At 63.8% G+C, this 17,837-nt stretch carries 18 protein-coding genes; 2 read left to right on the top strand and 16 right to left on the bottom strand.

Annotation, left to right across the window (positions count from 1 at the left end; genetic code table 11):
- Nucleotides 1-3: 3 nt before the first annotated feature.
- The 13 genes from NA29_RS17280 to NA29_RS17335 form a co-directional block, all read right to left on the bottom strand.
- Nucleotides 4-801, bottom strand: a complete 798-nt coding sequence (locus tag NA29_RS17280; protein ID WP_039399880.1) for a taurine ABC transporter ATP-binding protein — start codon at nucleotides 799-801, stop codon at nucleotides 4-6.
- A gap of 14 nt (nucleotides 802-815) precedes the next feature.
- Nucleotides 816-1,838 (bottom strand): taurine ABC transporter substrate-binding protein, encoded by a 1,023-nt coding sequence (tauA, locus tag NA29_RS17285; RefSeq protein ID WP_084104263.1) that lies wholly within the window; start codon nucleotides 1,836-1,838, stop codon nucleotides 816-818.
- A gap of 16 nt (nucleotides 1,839-1,854) precedes the next feature.
- Nucleotides 1,855-2,025, bottom strand: coding sequence for a hypothetical protein (locus NA29_RS25830; RefSeq protein WP_157127419.1), 171 nt, complete (start codon nucleotides 2,023-2,025; stop codon nucleotides 1,855-1,857).
- Nucleotides 2,026-2,062: 37 nt separating this feature from the next.
- The gene (locus NA29_RS17290; RefSeq protein ID WP_371328940.1) at nucleotides 2,063-3,001 is read right to left on the bottom strand and encodes an ABC transporter permease; all 939 of its coding nucleotides are present in this window, start codon (nucleotides 2,999-3,001) and stop codon (nucleotides 2,063-2,065) included.
- Nucleotides 2,998-3,867 carry an ABC transporter ATP-binding protein gene (locus NA29_RS17295; protein WP_039399895.1) on the bottom strand — a complete coding sequence of 290 codons (870 nt, stop codon included), beginning with the start codon at nucleotides 3,865-3,867 and terminating at the stop codon, nucleotides 2,998-3,000. The genes NA29_RS17290 and NA29_RS17295 overlap by 4 nt, the downstream gene beginning before the upstream one ends.
- 1 nt (nucleotide 3,868) lies before the next feature.
- Nucleotides 3,869-4,903, bottom strand: coding sequence for an ABC transporter substrate-binding protein (locus tag NA29_RS17300; protein ID WP_052253019.1), 1,035 nt, complete (start codon nucleotides 4,901-4,903; stop codon nucleotides 3,869-3,871).
- A 144-nt stretch (nucleotides 4,904-5,047) separates the two neighbouring features.
- A complete protein-coding gene (locus tag NA29_RS17305) occupies nucleotides 5,048-5,836 on the bottom strand; it encodes an HD domain-containing protein (protein WP_197701860.1) in 789 nt (262 codons plus the stop codon).
- A gap of 67 nt (nucleotides 5,837-5,903) precedes the next feature.
- The gene (locus NA29_RS17310) at nucleotides 5,904-7,364 is read right to left on the bottom strand and encodes an aldehyde dehydrogenase family protein (protein ID WP_084103871.1); all 1,461 of its coding nucleotides are present in this window, start codon (nucleotides 7,362-7,364) and stop codon (nucleotides 5,904-5,906) included.
- A gap of 88 nt (nucleotides 7,365-7,452) precedes the next feature.
- The gene (locus NA29_RS17315; RefSeq protein WP_039403888.1) at nucleotides 7,453-8,430 is read right to left on the bottom strand and encodes a PDR/VanB family oxidoreductase; all 978 of its coding nucleotides are present in this window, start codon (nucleotides 8,428-8,430) and stop codon (nucleotides 7,453-7,455) included.
- Nucleotides 8,431-8,475: 45 nt separating this feature from the next.
- A complete protein-coding gene (locus NA29_RS17320; protein ID WP_039399899.1) occupies nucleotides 8,476-9,492 on the bottom strand; it encodes an amidohydrolase family protein in 1,017 nt (338 codons plus the stop codon).
- 72 nt (nucleotides 9,493-9,564) lie between these two features.
- Nucleotides 9,565-10,842, bottom strand: coding sequence for a Rieske 2Fe-2S domain-containing protein (locus NA29_RS17325; protein ID WP_039399902.1), 1,278 nt, complete (start codon nucleotides 10,840-10,842; stop codon nucleotides 9,565-9,567).
- Between the two features lie 84 nt (nucleotides 10,843-10,926).
- Nucleotides 10,927-11,949 (bottom strand): DODA-type extradiol aromatic ring-opening family dioxygenase, encoded by a 1,023-nt coding sequence (locus NA29_RS17330; protein WP_039403890.1) that lies wholly within the window; start codon nucleotides 11,947-11,949, stop codon nucleotides 10,927-10,929.
- Nucleotides 11,942-13,252 carry an aromatic ring-hydroxylating oxygenase subunit alpha gene (locus tag NA29_RS17335; RefSeq protein ID WP_039399903.1) on the bottom strand — a complete coding sequence of 437 codons (1,311 nt, stop codon included), beginning with the start codon at nucleotides 13,250-13,252 and terminating at the stop codon, nucleotides 11,942-11,944. The genes NA29_RS17330 and NA29_RS17335 overlap by 8 nt, the downstream gene beginning before the upstream one ends.
- Before the next feature lie 369 nt (nucleotides 13,253-13,621).
- Here NA29_RS17335 and NA29_RS17340 point away from each other — a divergent pair, with 369 nt between their 5' ends.
- Entirely contained in the window at nucleotides 13,622-14,755 is a 1,134-nt protein-coding gene (locus NA29_RS17340; protein ID WP_039403893.1) for a CobW family GTP-binding protein, read from the top strand.
- Nucleotides 14,756-14,804: 49 nt separating this feature from the next.
- Nucleotides 14,805-15,554, top strand: a complete 750-nt coding sequence (locus tag NA29_RS17345) for a FadR/GntR family transcriptional regulator (protein ID WP_039399906.1) — start codon at nucleotides 14,805-14,807, stop codon at nucleotides 15,552-15,554.
- Between the two features lie 152 nt (nucleotides 15,555-15,706).
- Here NA29_RS17345 and NA29_RS17350 read toward each other — a convergent pair whose 3' ends face one another.
- The 3 genes from NA29_RS17350 to NA29_RS17360 all read right to left on the bottom strand — a co-directional run bounded on the left by NA29_RS17350 (nucleotide 15,707) and on the right by NA29_RS17360 (nucleotide 17,835).
- On the bottom strand, nucleotides 15,707-16,408 hold the full coding sequence (locus NA29_RS17350) for an RraA family protein (protein ID WP_084103877.1): 702 nt from the start codon (nucleotides 16,406-16,408) through the stop codon (nucleotides 15,707-15,709).
- Between the two features lie 11 nt (nucleotides 16,409-16,419).
- Nucleotides 16,420-17,079 (bottom strand): RraA family protein, encoded by a 660-nt coding sequence (locus NA29_RS17355; protein WP_039399908.1) that lies wholly within the window; start codon nucleotides 17,077-17,079, stop codon nucleotides 16,420-16,422.
- Nucleotides 17,080-17,154: 75 nt separating this feature from the next.
- A complete protein-coding gene (locus NA29_RS17360) occupies nucleotides 17,155-17,835 on the bottom strand; it encodes an RraA family protein (protein ID WP_039399910.1) in 681 nt (226 codons plus the stop codon).
- Between the last annotated feature and the right edge of the window lie 2 nt (nucleotides 17,836-17,837).

Consider the following 17,837-nt stretch of genomic DNA (forward strand, 5'->3'; position numbering starts at 1 on the left):
GACTTAAACCGTCAATGCATGAGAAGGCGACTCGCGCAGTCGATGGACGAGCCGCTCGCGCCACTCGATAAAGTCGGCCGACGACTTGACGGCGCGGGCGTCGCGAGACTCGAGAAACCGCCGCGAAAACGGCAGTTCGTGGCTCTCGGCGATACGCCCCGGGCTGGGCGTCATGACAATGACGCGCGTCCCGAGGAAAAGGGCTTCCTCCACGCTATGTGTGATGAAGAAAATCGTTTTGTGGGTGCGCTCCCAGATATCCAGAACGAGTTCCTGCATCGACTCTCTTGTCATGGCGTCCAGCGCCCCCATCGGTTCATCCATCAGGAGCACACGCGGATCGTTGGCCAGCGCTCGCGCAATGCCGACCCGCTGCTGCATGCCCCCCGATAGCGAGTACACCCGCGACTCCGCAAAGCGTTCGAGGCCGACCAACGCCAACGTGCGACGCGCGCTCGCCTGGCGTTGCGCCTTCGAAATCCCCTGGAACCGCAGCCCGAGTGCGACGTTGTCGAGTACATTCAGCCACGGCAATAGCGCGTATCGCTGGAAGACCACGCCACGCTCGGCGCCAGGGCCCGTCACCGGTACCCCGTCGAGGCTCACATCCCCCTCGGTCGCCGACAGGAACCCGGCAATGCAATTGAGCAACGTCGTCTTCCCGCAACCCGAAGCACCAAGGGCAACGACAAACTCCCCGGTGCCGATATGCAGGTTCACGTTCTCGAGCGCTATGGTGGGCGCAGTACCGCGCGCGCCCTCATAGGCGACATGCAGCCGCCGGATGTCCAGTCCACTCATTGGATTACGCTCACTCAACGCGCTGCGGCACGCTGGGCGAATTGAGGATCGACGCCGACTGAGTAGTCCGGCAGCACGGCCTGAATCGTGCCCTGCTCTTTCAGAAACGCCGCGGTCGCCGCGAGGGATTTGGCGGCCCCCGATTGCTTGCCGCCCCCGAGCCACACGTTGGAGGCCTGCTGAGCGGCGGTGGGGAATGCGTACAGCGCCAGACTTGCCGGGACATCCGCCGCGTTCGCGCCCGACTCCTTGGCCACCGCTGCGACCTGCGGCGAACCGACAGCCCACGTCTGCGGGTTGTCCCGATAGCTCGCGTCGGTTGCCGCAAGCACCTTCACGAAATGGTCGAGGAATTCCTTGTTCGCGGTGGCAAATTTGCGGTCGGCCACGAATCCGTCAAACGTCGCCTTGCCGGTGGCCTTCGCCACTTCGCCGGAAGTGATCAATACCTTGCCGTTCTTCTTGGCTTTCGCCAGCACCGGGTCCCACACGTAGGTGGCGTCGATGTCGCCGCGCTCCCATGCGGCCGCGATCTCAGGCGGTCTCAGATTGACGATCTTGACGTCGGACGGATTGACGCCCGCAGACTGCAACGCCACGAGCGTGTGAAAGTGCGAAGTCGAGACGAAGGTGACGCCGACCTTCTTGCCGGTCAGTTGTTTGACGGATGTCACACCGGAGCCGTCCCGCGCGACCAGCGCTTCGGCGTCGTTGATGTTGTCCAGAATCCAGAACAGCGACAGATCCACACCTTGCGACAATCCCGCGGCAATCGGACTCGATCCTGCCTCTCCGAGCTGCACCGATCCGGAAGCCAACGCGCGAATCACATCGGCACCGCTACCAAGCTTGCGATAAGTCACCTTGTAACCGGTGGCGCGCTCCACCTCGCCCGTGACCTGTGCGTAGCGCCAGGGCACGACCATGTCCTGATACGCGATGACGACTTCCTTCGCCTGTGCTTGTGCATGCGGCGTGTACGCCGTTGAAAATGCCAATGCACTGAATGCACTCAGAACGATCAACCTGCGCTTCATTGTGCTCATGTTCATATCAGGATTCCCCGTATTGCTGAAAAAGTTCGGCGTGCGATGACGTTAGTGCATCGCGCAGGAAATCCCAACCAACCAATCCTGATATGCCCATCGCTGCGACGGAGATATCGAAATGCACTTTTTCGGTAGTGGCCGATGTGACCGTGTCTAACCCCGGCATGGCCAACATGACCCAGTTCCCTGGACGACTCCCCTCCATCCCGCCATCATGCGCTTTGCATCCCCCAGCGCCGCACCGTCCATCGGGCGAGCGTATCGAAGACGAGATGCTCCACGAGCAGGCCGATCAGGATGACCGTCAGTAGACCAGCGAATACACGGTCGGTGTATAGCTCGTTGCGGTTCTGATAGATGTACCAGCCCAGTCCGCCTGCACCGGTGTTCGCCCCGAAAACGAGTTCGGCGGCGATCAGCGTCCGCCAGGCGAAGGCCCAGCCCACACGCAGCCCGGAGAGTACCGACGGCAGCGCAGCGGGCGTCAGAATCCAGGCGACTTGCCGCAATCCCGACAGTCCGTAATTTCGTCCGATCATGCGCAGTGTGGGCGAAACCGACTCGAAACCTGTGTAGATGCTCAACGACAAGGGCCACAACACGGCATGCACCAGCACGAACAGCAGGCTGCCCGTGCCAAGCCCGAACCAAAGCAGCGCGAGCGGCAGCAATGCAATCGAAGGCAGCGGGTTAAACATGCCCGTGAGCAACGAGAGCAGATCGCGCCCGACGGCGTTTGACATGGCCAGCGACGTCAGGGCGAATGCGCACAGCACACCGAGGCCGTAACCTCGGAGCAACATCCAGAGCGATGTGCCTGTGCGTGCGAACAACTCACCGCTTACCGCACTCTCCCACCAGGCACGCGCGGTGGCGCTGGCGCCCGGTAGCAGCAGATCGTTATCGACCCATCGGGCCGCGATTTCCCACAATACGAGCAACACAATGCCGATGATCAGCTTTCGCCAGACACTCGGACTCACCGCCCGCCAACGAACCGGCCTGCCCACACCTTCGTTGCCCATTCCGTCAATCGGAAGCTCGGCCGCACTTACCCGACCGTCATCGGATGCGCGTGGTGCTCTCGGAAAAATTCGTTCGGGACGGCGCGGCGCGCGAATTCGGACTGTCTTGGGCGAAAGCGAGCTCATGCTATCTCTCCTGCGCTTTGTGAAAGCAGTCGTTCGCCGAAGAGCAGATCGTGAATACGTGCACTCGCACGCCGGAAGTCCGGGGATGCCACCTCGTCGAGCCCGAATGTTCCGGCGTCGAGTTCGGCGCGCAGACGTCCCGGTTGACCGTCGAGCAGCACGATCCGGGTGCCCACGACAAGCGCTTCTTCTATGGAGTGCGTCACGAACAGGAGCGTGACACGCGTGTCCTCCCACAAACGCAGTAGTTCTTCCTGCATGCGTGTACGCGTTAGCGCGTCAAGGGCGGCGAAAGGTTCGTCCATGAGCAACACACGTGGTCGTACCGCCAGTGCGCGAGCAATGGCGACGCGCTGCTTCATCCCCCCCGAGAGCGTGTGCGGGGATGCGTCGGCAAATCGGGAGAGTCCGACTTTCTCCAAAGTATCGAGGGCAAGCTCGCGTGCTTCGCGACGCGAAAGCCCTTTGCCGACGCGCAGCGGAAACATCACGTTCTGCGCTACCGTTTTCCACGGCGCGAGTTGGTCGAACTCCTGAAACACCACCATCCGGTCGATGCCTGGTTTCGCGACGGATCGCCCGTCAAGCACGATCTCACCGCGCGTCGGTTTGACGAAACCGCCGATGGCCTTGAGCAACGTCGATTTGCCGCAGCCCGACGGGCCGAGAAGCACGAGACGGTCGGCGTCATAGACATCGAACGATATGTTGCTTACACCCGCGACATGGCGACCCCGCGTACGAAACTCGATATCGAGCTCGCACACCTCGAGAACACGCTCGCTGAGGACTTCTCCTGGGGTATAGGCAACGTCGGCATTACCGTGCGCTGGCCGCAGGGGTTGTAGAGCGCTTGTCGCTCCCATCTCAACTGCCCTGCCCCAGCGCGGGATCGTCGAAGAAGTAGTCCTTCCAGGACGTGGGTTTGTGACGCACCGCCCCGACGCGCTGCATGAACTGCGCGAGGCCGAGCGTGTTCTGGGGCGTAATCGAGAAGTTGACCTTCGGGTCAGTGATGAGGCTCACCAGCAGCTTCTTGTCGGTTTTCGACTGATTCACACGCAAATAGGTGTCGGCCGCGGCGTCCGGCTGCCGCTTGACGAAATCCGCCGCGCGGGCAAGCGCGAGAACGAATGCCCGGTACGTCTTCGGGTTATCGTTGCGAAATTTTTCCGTGGCGTAGAGCACTGTGGCCGAACTGGGGCCGCCGAGGACTTCATAGGAATCGAGCACGATGTGCGCGCGCGGATTGGCAGCCAGTTCCTGTTCCTGGAACGGTGGCGTGCCGAAGTGTCCCGTAATCTCCGTGCCACCGGCGATGATCGCCGCAGCAGCATCGGGGTGCGACATCGTCTGTGTCCATTTGTCCAGCCGGTCGAAGGCGCTATCGCCCCACAGTCTGGCCGACGCGTACTGAAGCACTCGCGATTGCACGGAGACCCCCACGGCGGGCAGCGCGATGCGGTCTTTCTCCGTAAAGTCGGCGATGGTCCGGATCTTCGGATCGTTGCTCACCAGGTAATACGGCAAGCTGCCCAGCGACGCCACGCCACGTACGTTCTGCCGTCCATAGGTCCGATCCCACACGGTAATCAGCGGCCCCACACCCGCACCGGCAACGTCGATAGCGCCGGAGAGCAAGGCATCGTTGATGGCCGCGCCACCGGACAACCTCGCCCAGTCGACCTTGACGTCGACGCCCAGCTTGCGGCCTTCCTGTTCGATGAGTTGCTGATCGCGAACGACATTGAGCAGCAGATACACAATGCCGAACTGTTCGGCGATACGGATGCGCCCTTCGGCATGCGCGGCAGGTGCCGCCAATATGCAGGACAGACCCATCAACGCAACGCGTGTCAGACGCGTGGGATGGCGAAGCAATGAAGCCAGAGCAAAGCGCATGAGCGACGTCGACCTAAGAGGAGCCGGATAAACGCTCAACATAGCGGTGGCGCCCGGCGCAGGTCAACGAAGCGAATCACACAAGGTTATGGCGCTTCGGCATAAGCCCGCAGACTCGCGGGCTGATTCGTTCACAGCAACCTCTTACAGGAACTTTGTCGGCCAGATGATGGTGCGCCACATATGCGCCGAGGGCGAACCGTCGAAACCGAGGCCTTCCTTCGGTTGCTTGAAATGGCGCCCGATGATGTCGATGAAGGGGTCCCAGCTCACCTGCGCGTTCGGATCGAACGAGTAAATGTCGTTGAGCGTGATGAGGCGGCTCGTCATGTACCACTTGTGATTACGCGCGTACTCCCAGTCGGCCGTGACGTATGGCTCCGGCGCGTAATCCGCACCGAAGTAGCGGATGTACGCTTCGGGATAGTCGTAGCCGACGGAGGCATCCGGGAAGAAGCGCAGCGCCTGGTGGTAGCGAATGGCCCAGCTCACCTCTTCGTCGACGTACGGTGCGATCAGTTGCGCGCCCCAGTAGCCGTGATCGGCACGAATGAAGCCCGACACGCTGATGTCGTGCAACAGACAGGCCAGAATCGTCTTCTCGTCGTGGCCCGCCTTGAGCGCATGCGTGGCGCTTTGCAGCAAATGGTTCGCGGGCGCGAACCGGTGCCTGAAAAAGTCGAGCAGCGTCGGGCGCTCCGGCATCTTCTGCAGGCGCGGATCGTCGCCCATGAGGAAGTGACGCGGATCGGGCTTGCCGCCCGGCGGTGGCATGATCGGCGACGTCGGATCGCGATCGCCGGACGTGAACAGCACCGAGCGCACGATCTTGCGGTCGAGCTCCTCGATCATCTGATGTTCGAGCGCGTCGGCGCGCGCCGACAGACTCATACCGGCGTGCCCCGGCACTTCCTGTATTTTGGTGGTGGACATACGTCTCTCCGAAACGATTCGTGGGCGATGAATGTGGGATGAATGCGAGATGAACGCGATGTGCGACTCAGCGCTTCGCCGCACCGGCGGGCTGCACCATCGGCGGCATCGGCGGCAACACCGGCACGCTCACGGCGCGAATCTCCGTGTAGTGCTTGAGACCCTGCGCTCCGTACTCGCGTCCGATGCCGGATTCCTTTGTGCCGCCGAACGGCACGTCGTACTCGACGCCCACGTGGTGATTGATCCAGGCGGTGCCGACTTCGAGCCGCTGGGCGATCTCGCGGGCGCGCGCCGGGTCGGCGCTCCATACCGATCCCGACAGTCCGAAGCGGCTGTCGTTGGCTCGACGCACCGCGTCGTCCACATCGCTGAAGCGGATCACCGGCAGCACCGGCCCAAACGGCTCTTCGTCGACGAGACGGGTCCCTTCCGCGATATCGGCCACGATGGTCGGCGCGATGAAATAACCCGGACGCGCGAGCGCTTCGCCGCCGCACAGAATGCGTGCGTTCTGGCGACGCGTGTCGTCGATGAGTTCCAGCACCCGCTCGTATTGCATGCGGTTCTGCACCGGCCCCATCAGCACGCCCTCCTCGAAGCCCTCACCGACCTTGACCTTGTTCGCGATCTCGACAAGTGCGTCGCACAGTGCGTCGTAGACCTTCTCATGCACATACAGGCGCTTGATCGCCATGCAGATCTGACCGCTGTTGCCGAAGCACGCCCAGAACAGGCGCGGTGCGAGGGCCTTCACGTCGATGTCGTCGAGCACGATGGCCGCATCGTTGCCGCCGAGTTCGAGCGTCACACGCTTGAGCGTGCTGGCGGCACTGGCCATCACCCGCTTGCCCGTGGCGACCGAACCGGTAAACGAAATCTTGTCGATGCCGGGATGGCCCGTCATCCACGCGCCGAGATCATTCCCGCCTGCGACGACGTTCACCACGCCCGGCGGAAAGTGCTCACGTGCAATTTCACCGATAAGCAGTGTCGTCAGCGGCGTATAGGGCGACGGCTTGAGCACGATGGTATTGCCCGTGTACAGCGACTGCGTGATCTTCGGTAACGCGAGCAATACCGGCACGTTCCAGGGGGTAATCGCGCCCACGACGCCAAGCGGGTGGTATTGCAGCTCGACATGCCCGCGCTCGTTATCACGCAGGAGTTCGGGCTTCAGCTCGATGGCCAGCAGCCCTTCGAGATTGGCGAACGCCCGGTTGAGTTCGTCCTGCGCACGCGCGAACGGCTTGCCCTGCTCGCGTGTGAGCAGCGTGGCGATTTCCTTGCTGCGCGCTTTCAGTGCCTGCGCAAAGCTGCGCAGCCGCTCGCGGCGGTGCGCCGGGGTTGTCTCGCGCCACGCCGTGAATGCACGACGGGCGGCCTCCACAGCGCGATCGAGCTGATCTTGCGAGGCGTCCGGGCAAACGGCGAACGGTGCGCCCGTGCCCGGATTGATGACGTCGAACGAGGCATCGCTGGACTCGCCGCGACCGTCGATAGTGTGGGTATAACCGCTTTGTTGCATGTCGTCTCCTCCAGCGCTCTGTGCCGAGCGCATTGATAGTGTCTGGGCGTGGCGCACGTGATGCACGTGATGCACGTGCTACACATGGCTACAGGTCGAGCACCAGCCGGTCGCCGCGACAGCCTGAGCAGCAGATCATGACGGTGCGGCCGCTGGCCCGCTCGTCCTGACTCAACACGAGGTCGCGATGCTCCGGCGTGCCGTCGAGCACCGCGACTTCGCACGTGCCGCACACACCTTCGCGACAAGAATACGGGGCGTCCACGCCAGCGTCGAGCAATGCGTCGAGCATCGTCTGCCCGGCCGCCACATGGACCGTTCTGCCACTGCGTGCGAGGACCACGTCGTATTGCCCCGTGGAACCTTGAGGTGTGCCCACCCCGCCGAAATACTCCACATGTCCATGGCAATCGGCGCGACGCGCCACCGCCGCTTCGAACGCCTGCAACATCGGCGCGGGTCCGCAGCAGTAGAGGTGTGTGCCAGGTGCTACGACATCGACGAGGCGCACGAGGTCGAGCGAGCCACGCCCCGGCGCGCTGTCGAAGTGCCACTGCACGCTGCCGTGGGTGAAGAACGCCGCGTTCAGACGATCGGCAAACGCCGCTGTCTCGGCGCTTCGTGCGCAGTAGTGCAGCGTCCACGGGTGGCCCAGCGTTTCGAGGCGCGCCGCCATCGACAGCAACGGCGTGACGCCGATCCCGCCCGCGACGAGCACGGTGTGTCCGGTGCGCGCCGCGTCCTCGTCGAGCGCGAAGTGATTGCGCGGCGTGCTGATCTTGAACGCCGAGCCCTCGGTGAGATGCTCGTGAACGAAGGCCGATCCGCCCCGGCTCGCCGCGTCGCGATGCACGCCGATGACATAGCGATGCCGCTCGGCCGGATCGTTGAGCAACGAATAGCAGCGTGACAGGCCGTCGCGCAGATACAACTCGACGTGGGCGCCCGCGGTGAAGGGTGGCAGCGGGCCGTCGTCGGGCGCGCGCAGCTCGAAGACGGCAATCGTCTGCGTCTGCCGCTCTCGCCGCGCAACATTGACGAGCAGCGTATCGGTGAAATCGGACATGTTCATGAGTCGTCACACAGTCAGGTGGACCGGCCGGGCCGTCGCTTATGCCGCCTTGGCGGGCAGACGGAAGACATGACGCGCGTTGTCTTCGAAGATCTTCTGGCGGTCCTGCGCGCTCAGCCAGTCGAGGTTGTCGATGAGCGAACGCACATCGTCCATCGAGCGGCCCGTCTTCGGATTCACCGCAGACCCCACGCCCGGGCACTCGGTGCCGAACAGGCAGCGATCCACGCCGACCGTCTTGATGAGCAGCGACAGCGCCTCTTCGGTGTAGAGCACCGTATCGAAGTACAGATTGCGCAGGCGATCGGAGAATCGCTGGCCGTTCGGGCGGCGCAGCGACGGGGCGTCGAAGCGGCCGATCTGATACGGAATCGCCCCGCCGCCGTGGCTCACCACGATCTTCAGGTCCGGGAAGTCCTTGAAGACGTCCGAGTTCACGAGGCCGAACACGGCAATGGTTTCCTCGTTGATGAAGTGCAGCGAGTACGGCACACGCTCCGAGCGCGAGCCCGTGCCGTGAATGTGCGCTGGCACGTCGAGCTCGCACAGCTTTTCGTAGAGCGGATACCAGTAGCGATCACCCAGCGGCGGCGCCTCGGCCACACCGTTCTCGAACGGGTCCGGGTTGAGCAGGCAGCCCGAGAAGCCCAGCTCGTTAATGCAGCGTTCGAGCTCCGGCAGCGCCTGCTCGATCGGGTCCCCGGCGGTTTGCGGCAAACCCGCGACACCCGCGAACGTCTCAGGGAAAAGCTGCGTCTGGCGGTAGATGATGTTGTTGCACTCTTCGGTGAACCAATGCACCAGTTTCGACGGCTTTTCCGACTGCATCAGTTGGAACGGTCTCGGCGAGACCAGTTGCAGGTCGGTGCCGTGTTCGCGGATGTAGTCCAGGTGGCCCTTGGGCCACGTTTCTGCGCGATTGGCGGCGGCGCGGATTTCGTCGTCGGATACATTAATGCGTCCGCGCCCGTGCGAGCCGCGGCTGGCCAGCAGGCTGGCCTTATAGGCCCACAGTTCGGTCGGTGCGCTCACGTGGGCATGGCAATCGATGATCATGCTGGACTCCGGTTTCAGGTTGATTCGGGTTTGATGAAATGAGATGAGGACATGCGTGGCTTTGCTGCGGTATCAATGCCCGGGTGCCGATGCGCCGCGTAGCAGCGCCGCCGCGCCGTCGAGCACGGGCGTGTCTTGCGGTAGCAGCATCGAGACGGGACGCACGTTGTAGAGCGTCGCGTCGTTGGCGCACGCAGGCACCCGCCCCTGCGCCAGATCGCGGGCGAGCTTGAGCATCAGCCGACGAAAGCGCACGATGCCGCGATCCGAAGCGCCCAGACGTTCCTGCGTGCGGTCGACGAGCGGCCCCATGCTCTCCTGCACAGCGGCGTCCTGATTCGGAATGCCCTCGATACCGGTGAAGTTGGAGGTGCGCTGACGTGCGCGGTCGATGCCGTAGTCATTGCCACGATGCAGCAGCGGCTGATAACCCTCGTCCACCGGCCCCCAGAAGCCCTTGCGTCCGCCCCGGAACGCGATCTCTTCATCGCGATACGTGCGCGCAGGACTCGCGCTGAACGACCATGTCCACGTGGTCTCGTCGTCGATGGGTACCCACGCGTGACCGTCGTAGGGCTCCTGACTAGATTCGTCGAAATTTCCAACGGGCGGAATCATGGTGTAACAAGGCAGCAGGAACTGCGTGACACGCCAGTAATACGTGCCCGGTCTGGCATGACGCCGCGCAGCGATCACCAGCCCGTAATCCGCATCGCTCACCTCGAATACAGGATGACGATCCGATGCGTGATACGGATTGCTCGGCGCGCCAGCGACCGATTCCGTGCGGCTGTGCAGGAACGAGATATGGCTCGAATCGATGCCGCCCTCGACCGCCTGCGCCCAGTTGCACGATTGCAGTCGCTTGGTCGCCGTGTGCTGACGCTCGGGCAGCCGCGACCATTCGAAGTCGGGCAACGCTGGCACCGATTCGCGCGGCCCCATGTAGACCCACACGACACCGTTGCGCTCGGCAGTGAGATAGGCCTTGATGCGCACGTTATGCGTCTGCGGATTTTCGTGCGGCTCGGACGGCATCTCCACACATTGGCCGTTCACGTCGAACTTCCAGCCGTGATAGACGCAGCGCAAGCCGCATTCCTCATTGCGTCCGAAGAAGAGTCCGGCACGACGATGCGCGCAGTAGGCGTCCACGATGCCGACGCGTCCCTGCGTGTCGCGAAACGCGACGAGGTCTTCGCAGAGCAGGCGCAGCCTGACCGGTGCACCGTCACGCTCGGCAATCTCCTCCGAGAGCAGCGCGGGCAACCAGAAGCGGCGGAACAGGTCGCCCATGGGCGTGCCCGGTCCAACGCGCGTGAGTGTTTCGTTGTCTTGCCTGGAAAGCATGCCTGCCTCCTTGCAGGTGGGGCCGGCGCGTCGTCCTCTGCGGGACGTGCGCGGCCGGTGTAGGGTCCGATATATGAACGGACCCTACTTCGTCGGATGCCAGAGCACGAAGCCCATGGCGTTGCCCGTGCCCGCCGCCGAGCGGTAGCACGGCACGTAGTCGACCAACTGCATGGTCATCTGCCCGGCATTGGCCGCCGCAATGACAGGCAGCCAGTTCTTCACTTCCGAGGTGCCCGATTGCAGCAGCGATTCGTCGATCTCGCGCAGGTACGCGGTGTCGCGACGCCTAATGGCGTCGAGCAGTGCGTGGTCGAACGCCTCGTCGATGACGAAGTGGCTCAGTCCGCCCGAAGCGATTACGGCAACGCGCACGTCGTCTGGCCAGGCCGCGAGGGCGTCGCGCAACGCCAGCCCGAGATCGACGCAACGCGTCGCACGCGGCTGGTTGGGCGGATAGAACGTGTTGAGCATGATCGGCACATGCGGCGGCACGTTGCCGTGCATGAGCCGCTGGTAGACGAAGCCGAACGCGTGCGGCATACCGGTCGGACCGTCGTTGCCGCGCTGCGGGACTTCCGTCGAGATCGTGATGTCGTGCCCGCTACCGGTGAACGCCGTCGCCAGATGGCGTGCGAGCGGCGCGTGCGCCGGGTACTCCGTGCGCGTGCCCGGCTTGATCGCGGCCGACGAGATCGAGATGCCCGGCGGCATCTTCGCGAGTCGCGCGGCGCTGACCGGTTCGTCGAACACTGTCTCGCCGCCGAAGAGCCACAGGGCCGGTGTGATCGCTGGGCCGAACACTTCACGCTGATCGTTGCCCACGATCACGACGACGTCCGGTGCCGCGTCGGCGAGCGCTTTCGCCATCACGCCGAGCGCCGCCGCACAGCGCGCGGCATGCGCCTCACGTGCGGGCAACGTCACTTTCGCCTCAATGTCTTCGGCGGCGCGCAACGCAGTCAGTTCGTCGAAACTGTAAGTCGCACCGCGATACGGATGCGCCGGTTCGGCACGGTCGGCACGTACGCGCAGATCCCAGTCTGCGGGCGGGGTCGAGAGCATCGGCCCGTGCGAGGTTCCCATGCACAGCACGATCTCAGCCATGCTGCGCGCTCCCGAGCGGCGCATTCACCACGTTGCCGTGCTCGTCGATCTGCACCCCCATCGCGTCGTGGAACGCACGCTTCACCGCTTCCGGTTGCCCGTACTGGAACGCGTATTCCTTGAGATGCTTCCCGATGATCGGATGCGCCTTGAGTTCCTCTCGGGTCAAACCGTCGACAAAGAGACGCCGGGCGGCGACAGGCAAATCGATGCACTCGTTCGTGGCTTCGTCACGCACAAGCCCCTTCGGATCGCGGCCTTGCGCAACCGCATCGAGCTCGTCGAAGAAGTGACGACGCAGCATGGCAATACCGCGATCGCTCGCCCCCAGATTCTCCTGCGTGCGATCGGCAATGCGTCCCTGGCCAACCCACGCGACGAAGTCCTGGTTCATCACGTGGCTGGAGATCCATTGCCCCGTCGCCTCGTCCTTGACCGGGCCATACCAGGCAGGAATCGTCGCCTGCACGTAGGGCTCGCGCTCGCGCGGTACACGGTTGAATGCCCACGTGATCGAGAGCGTGTTCTCGTCGTCGATAGGCACGCGCCATTCGAAGTGATCGCCGAGACAAAACACGTTCGGCCACAGCGCGAGACGACCGACGGCCCACAGTGGATGCTTCTCGTCGGTGTCTTCACGCACGCGCTTGTAGATCAGCCCGTACTCGAATTCCTCGAAACCAAGCTTCGTATGCGTGGGCGCGTAGGGGCCGGTGTCGCCGCGCAAGCGCACGCTCCAGTTCGAGTGCATCCACTCGAAGTGCACCGGATCGATGGAATTCTCCTGACACTGAAACCAGTTGCACGGTACCTCCGAGATGACGACCTGACGGAAACCGTTCGCCCACGTGAACGGCTCCCATGTCGGCACGAGCGGCGCGGGCAACGGGCCCATGTAGGCCCAGAGCATGCCAGCCTTGGCCTGCACCGGATACGACTTGATCTTGATCCGGTCCTTCAGGCGCACCTGCGGGTTCGCGATGTCCTCATACGGCTGCTCGGTGCATTGACCCTTCTCGTCGTAAAGCCAGCCGTGATAGTTACAGCGCAGTCCGCACTTCTCCACGAAGCCATACGCGAGATCGGCACGACGGTGCGGACATTGACGATCCACTAACCCGTAGTTGCCGGACAGATCCTTGTAAAGCACCAGGTCTTCGCCGAACAGACGCGCCGGTCGCACCGAGATCTCGTCGAACTCGCTCTCGGCACCGATCGGATGCCAATAGCGCCTCAGCAATTCCCCCATCGGCGTGCCTGGTCCGACCTGCGTCAACAACTGGTTCTTTGCCTCGCTGAGCATGGATGTCTCCGTCCGTTTCTTGTGGGATGCGCACTGCTTTCAACAGTGCATTTGCGCATACTGAATGCGTGTTTATTTTGCGTGTCAACGCCCTTTATCGGACGATCGATGGTGTCTCCACCCAGCCCCAGGTATTTGAAAATCTCTGCCAAAGCCCCACCCACCAAGGGAATCGCAGAGATTTAGGCACTTTCGCCTATTGACGAGACACGCTTACAAACATACTGTATGCGCATTCTACTACGATGCGTGCGTTGCTTGATCAGCGTCAAGGTCAGCCGACAGCGCGTGCCCTACGCTGCGACGACCATGTTCCGAACGTCCGACTTTCTTCCCGACACCTCGTGTACCGAATCCGACCAGCCCGCCATGACAGCGCAGCCTCACCTGCCCCGTCGCATGCCGATTACGCTCCTCACGGGATTTCTCGGGAGCGGCAAGACCACGCTGCTGCGCGCGCTGCTCGCGCATCCGGGGATGAGCGATACGGCAGTGATCGTCAATGAGTTCGGGGAAGTCGGTCTCGACCATCTGCTGGTGCAGACCCTTGATGCGCACACCGTCCTGCTCGAAAGTGGCTGCGTGTGTTGTGCCGTGCGCGACGAATTGAGCGAAACCCTGCTGTCGCTGCAAGCACAGCTTCATGCGGGTACGATCGTGCCCTTCTCACGCGTGGTGATCGAGACCAGCGGCCTGGCCGACCCGAGTGCGGTTGTCGCAACGTTGCTGCGCGATCCGGCGCTCTGCGCGCGATTCACACTGGACGCAGTCATCGTGACGGTCGACGCCGCACATGCGCCTCTACAGCTCGCACAGCAGCCCGAGGCGCAGCGTCAGGTGATGCTGGCGGATCGGTTGCTGATCACCAAGGCAGACCTTGTGGACGAGGCCGCCCTCGACCACTTGCGCACTGCCCTGAGCGCGCGCAACCCCGCGGCGACGCAGCACACGTGCGATCATGGCCACATCTCGCCAGCGGAAGTGTTCGGGCTCGGCATGCACGCGGCGCAAAACGTCGCTGATGTGACACTGCGCTGGCACGACGCCGATGCGCCGTCCCCGGGCCGTCCGGAGCGAACATCGCGCCCGTACCGACCGATCTGCACCACGCACGGCGCGCAAGGTTGCGCCGACTGCGGACCACTCACGTTACTGCCCGGCCATGAAACCGCTCACCGCAGCGATGTCACCGCGCATTGCATCACATTAGAGGCGCCATTCGAATGGGATGTCCTGAGCAGTTGGCTCGGCGCGGTGACATTCCATCACGGCGACGATCTGCTGCGTCTGAAGGCGCTGGTGGACGTTGCCGGGGAATCCGGCCCGGTGGTCATACATGGCGTGCAGCACCGGCTGCATCCGCCCGAGACGCTGTCGTCATGGCCCGCACAAGCGGCCGACGCCATTCCCGAACGATGCTCACGCTTCGTCTTCATCATGCGCAGCGTGCCCCGCGACGTCTTGCTCGCGCATCTTCACGAAGCGCAGCGCGTACCCACATAGGCTATGCGCAATGTAGTATCTTGTTGCCGATTAAACGACCAGGATTCCCATGTCACGCGAAAAAGCAGAAACACCCGTCTGGAAACTCGGCCGCGCCGAATCGACCGCCATGCGCGTCGAACGTCAGATCAAGGAGGCATTGCTCGACGGGCACTTCGCCCCGGGTGATTTCCTTGGCTCGGAGAACGACCTCGCCACGCAGTTCGGCGTGAGCCGTCTGCCGATTCGCGAAGCGTTGGGGCGTCTGCAGGCGCTGGGGGTCGTCGACATTCGCACGGGCGCCGGTGGCGGCGCACGCATCGCGCAAGGCAATCCTGCGCTCTTCTCGGAAGCACTCGCCATTCAGCTCAAGCTGGTTGGGATGTCCGCCGAAGAGATCTTCGACGCGCAGTACACGATAGAAGTCGCCGTCGCCGGACTGGCCGCGCAAGCCGCGACCGCCGAAGACATCGAGACGCTTGAAGTCGCGCTCGAGAACGCGCAGGCGCTGGTCGGCACGCAGCATGAATTCACGCAAGCGTCGATGGCGTTCCGCAATGCCGTGGCCCGCGCGTCGCACAACCATTTCCTCGAAGCGATGATGCAGGCGATCGTGCACGTGTTGTATCGCTCGCTCACCCCGTACACGACGGAGACCGTCGCCAAGGGCGTGATCAAGCGTCACCGCGAACTGCTCAACGCCATTCGCGCACGCAACGACGACGCCGCACGTCAGGTCGTGTCGCAAAACCTCAACGTGCTGCGCGAGAAGTATCTCGCCGCACGCGACGCCGCCGCCAAGACCGCTGCCAAGCGCTAAGGCAAAAAAAGAACCGCGTCCCCCGACGCGGTTCGCAAAAGCCGGTCCCCCCCCAAGCGAACCGGCACTGCCTCACATCAGGCGCGGTGGCGGCGCACCTGATTCGATAGCGCGTCGTCAAACCTCCCGACGCGCACAACCCTTCAGCGATATCAGCGATTCCAGCCGTAAATGTCCAGTGAGGCTTCGCCCGCCTCCAGACGACGGATGATGTCCGCCTCCTTGGCTTCGCGTTCATGGGCAGCCCCCACGATTGCGTCGATCGACGCCTGCGGCAGCGCCACCACACCATCGGCATCGCCGACGATCACGTCGCCCGGTTGAATGACGATGTCTTCGATGCGCACCGGATAGCCGATCCACCCACGCGCCGCGAAATCCTTGCCAGTGCCGCGAATGCACAGCCCTCGCGCGAATACCGGGAAGCCGAAGCGTTCCAGAATCGCGCCGTCGCGCACGCAGCCGTCGATCACCAGGCCGCCCAGCTTGCGTGCGCGGCCCATCGTCGACATCACTTCGCCCCAGTAACCGGCGTCGTAGTGCTCGGCGACGCGGACCACCAGCACGTCGTCCGGCCGCGCGAGTGCCAGCGCCCGATGCAGCCAGAGGTTGTCGGCCGGGGGCGCATCGACCGTCAGCGCCGGCCCGCAGATACGAAAGGACGGCGCCATCGGCTTGATCGCTGCGGGCAGCGCGCCGATCTTGCCGGCGGCCTCGTGCAGCGTGGCCACGGGCAGTTCGGCCACGCGCGCGATGAGCGCCGGGTCCGGCCGCACGAAGTCGACGTCGACGGTCGGCAAACCGGCGAATGGAAACTGCGTTGCCAGCGATGTGTTGCGGGGAGTGGCGTCCATGACTCGGCTCCTTATCGCGTGCGCGTCTGCAACTGGTGATAGCCCAGATCCTTGCGCGCGTCGTCGAGGCGTTTGCCACCGCGCACGGCCTCGCGGATGTGGCGCTCTGCGGCGTCGATCGCTTCGGCCGCATCGAGCACGGCCGCTTCGTGTTCTGCGGGAATCACGATCACGCCGTCGGCGTCGCCGCGCAGAATGTCGCCGGGATTCACGCGTGCATTGCCGATGTTGACCGGCACGCCCACCGACTCGACCTGCACCCGATCCTTGCCGGTGCGCATCCAGTTGCCGCGGCTGAAGAGCGGATAGCCCAGCTCGAGGGCAAGCGACACGTCGCGGCAGATGCCATCGATCACCGTGCCTGCGATGCCTCGGCGATGGGCGATTTCCGTGAGGATGTCGCCCCACACCGTGCAGTCTTCGCGGCCACCGTTATCGAGTACGAGCACCGTGCCCGGTGGAATGTCGTCGATGTAGTCGCCCACGGTACCCGGCGGCGTGCTTGCCGGACCGTACTGCAGGGTGTAGGCACGCCCTGTCATGCGGTATGCGCTGTCGCGCGGCTTGACGAGATGGCATTGCCCGGCGATGCCGAGACGATCCAGGGCATCGCTGAGTGTGGCGGTATCGAGCGCGGCCGCGCGCTCGACGTTCTTATCTTGTTGTGTCATGACGTGTCTCCTGATGATTGGTTCGTTGGGTGGCGGCGGTCGTAGTGCCCGTGCCGCTTATGCCGCTTATGCTGCTTATGCCGCGCCGTCGTGCAGCATGTGCTCGTAGTTCGCCCCCATGACATCGGTCACGGGCTGCCCGGCGAGCAGCGCCTTCGCCATCGCGGCCTCACGTGCCGCGATCTGCTCGGCAGCGGCCAGCACGCGCTCGATCTCGCTCGCCGTCACGAAGACCACAGCGCTGTTGTCCGCGATCACGTAGTCGCCCGGATGGACATCCACGCCATCCACGCATATGGGCACGTTGGTCCCCGCCTCGGCCACGCGAGCGCGCGCTGTGCGTGCCGTCAGTGCCCGACAGAACACCGGCAGGTCGTAGTCGCGCGCCTCGTCGATATCGCGCACCGGACCATCGGCAACCACACCGGCCACGCCGCGCTGCACGGCCGCCAGCGAGAGAATGCCGCCCCAACTCCCTGCGTCGAGTCCGGTGCGTTGCTCCACGACGATGATGTCGTCCGAGCCAGCCTGCATGACCGCCGTCGTGCCCAGGTGGCGCGGTGCGCCGGTCGTCGGCGGCGCATCGGCGGCCGCCACCAGCTTCACCGTCACCGCGCGCCCGGCAATGCGTCTTGCGCCCGAGCGTTGCGGCAGATGGCAGACGGTACTGGGCAGACCGAGTTTGTCGAGGGCATCCGATACCGCACAGGCATCGAGTTTTCGCAGTCGGGAGACGGCGTCGGCAGAAGCGTTCATGG

This window comes from Pandoraea sputorum (assembly GCF_000814845.2).
GTDB classification, from domain to species: Bacteria; Pseudomonadota; Gammaproteobacteria; order Burkholderiales; family Burkholderiaceae; genus Pandoraea; species Pandoraea sputorum.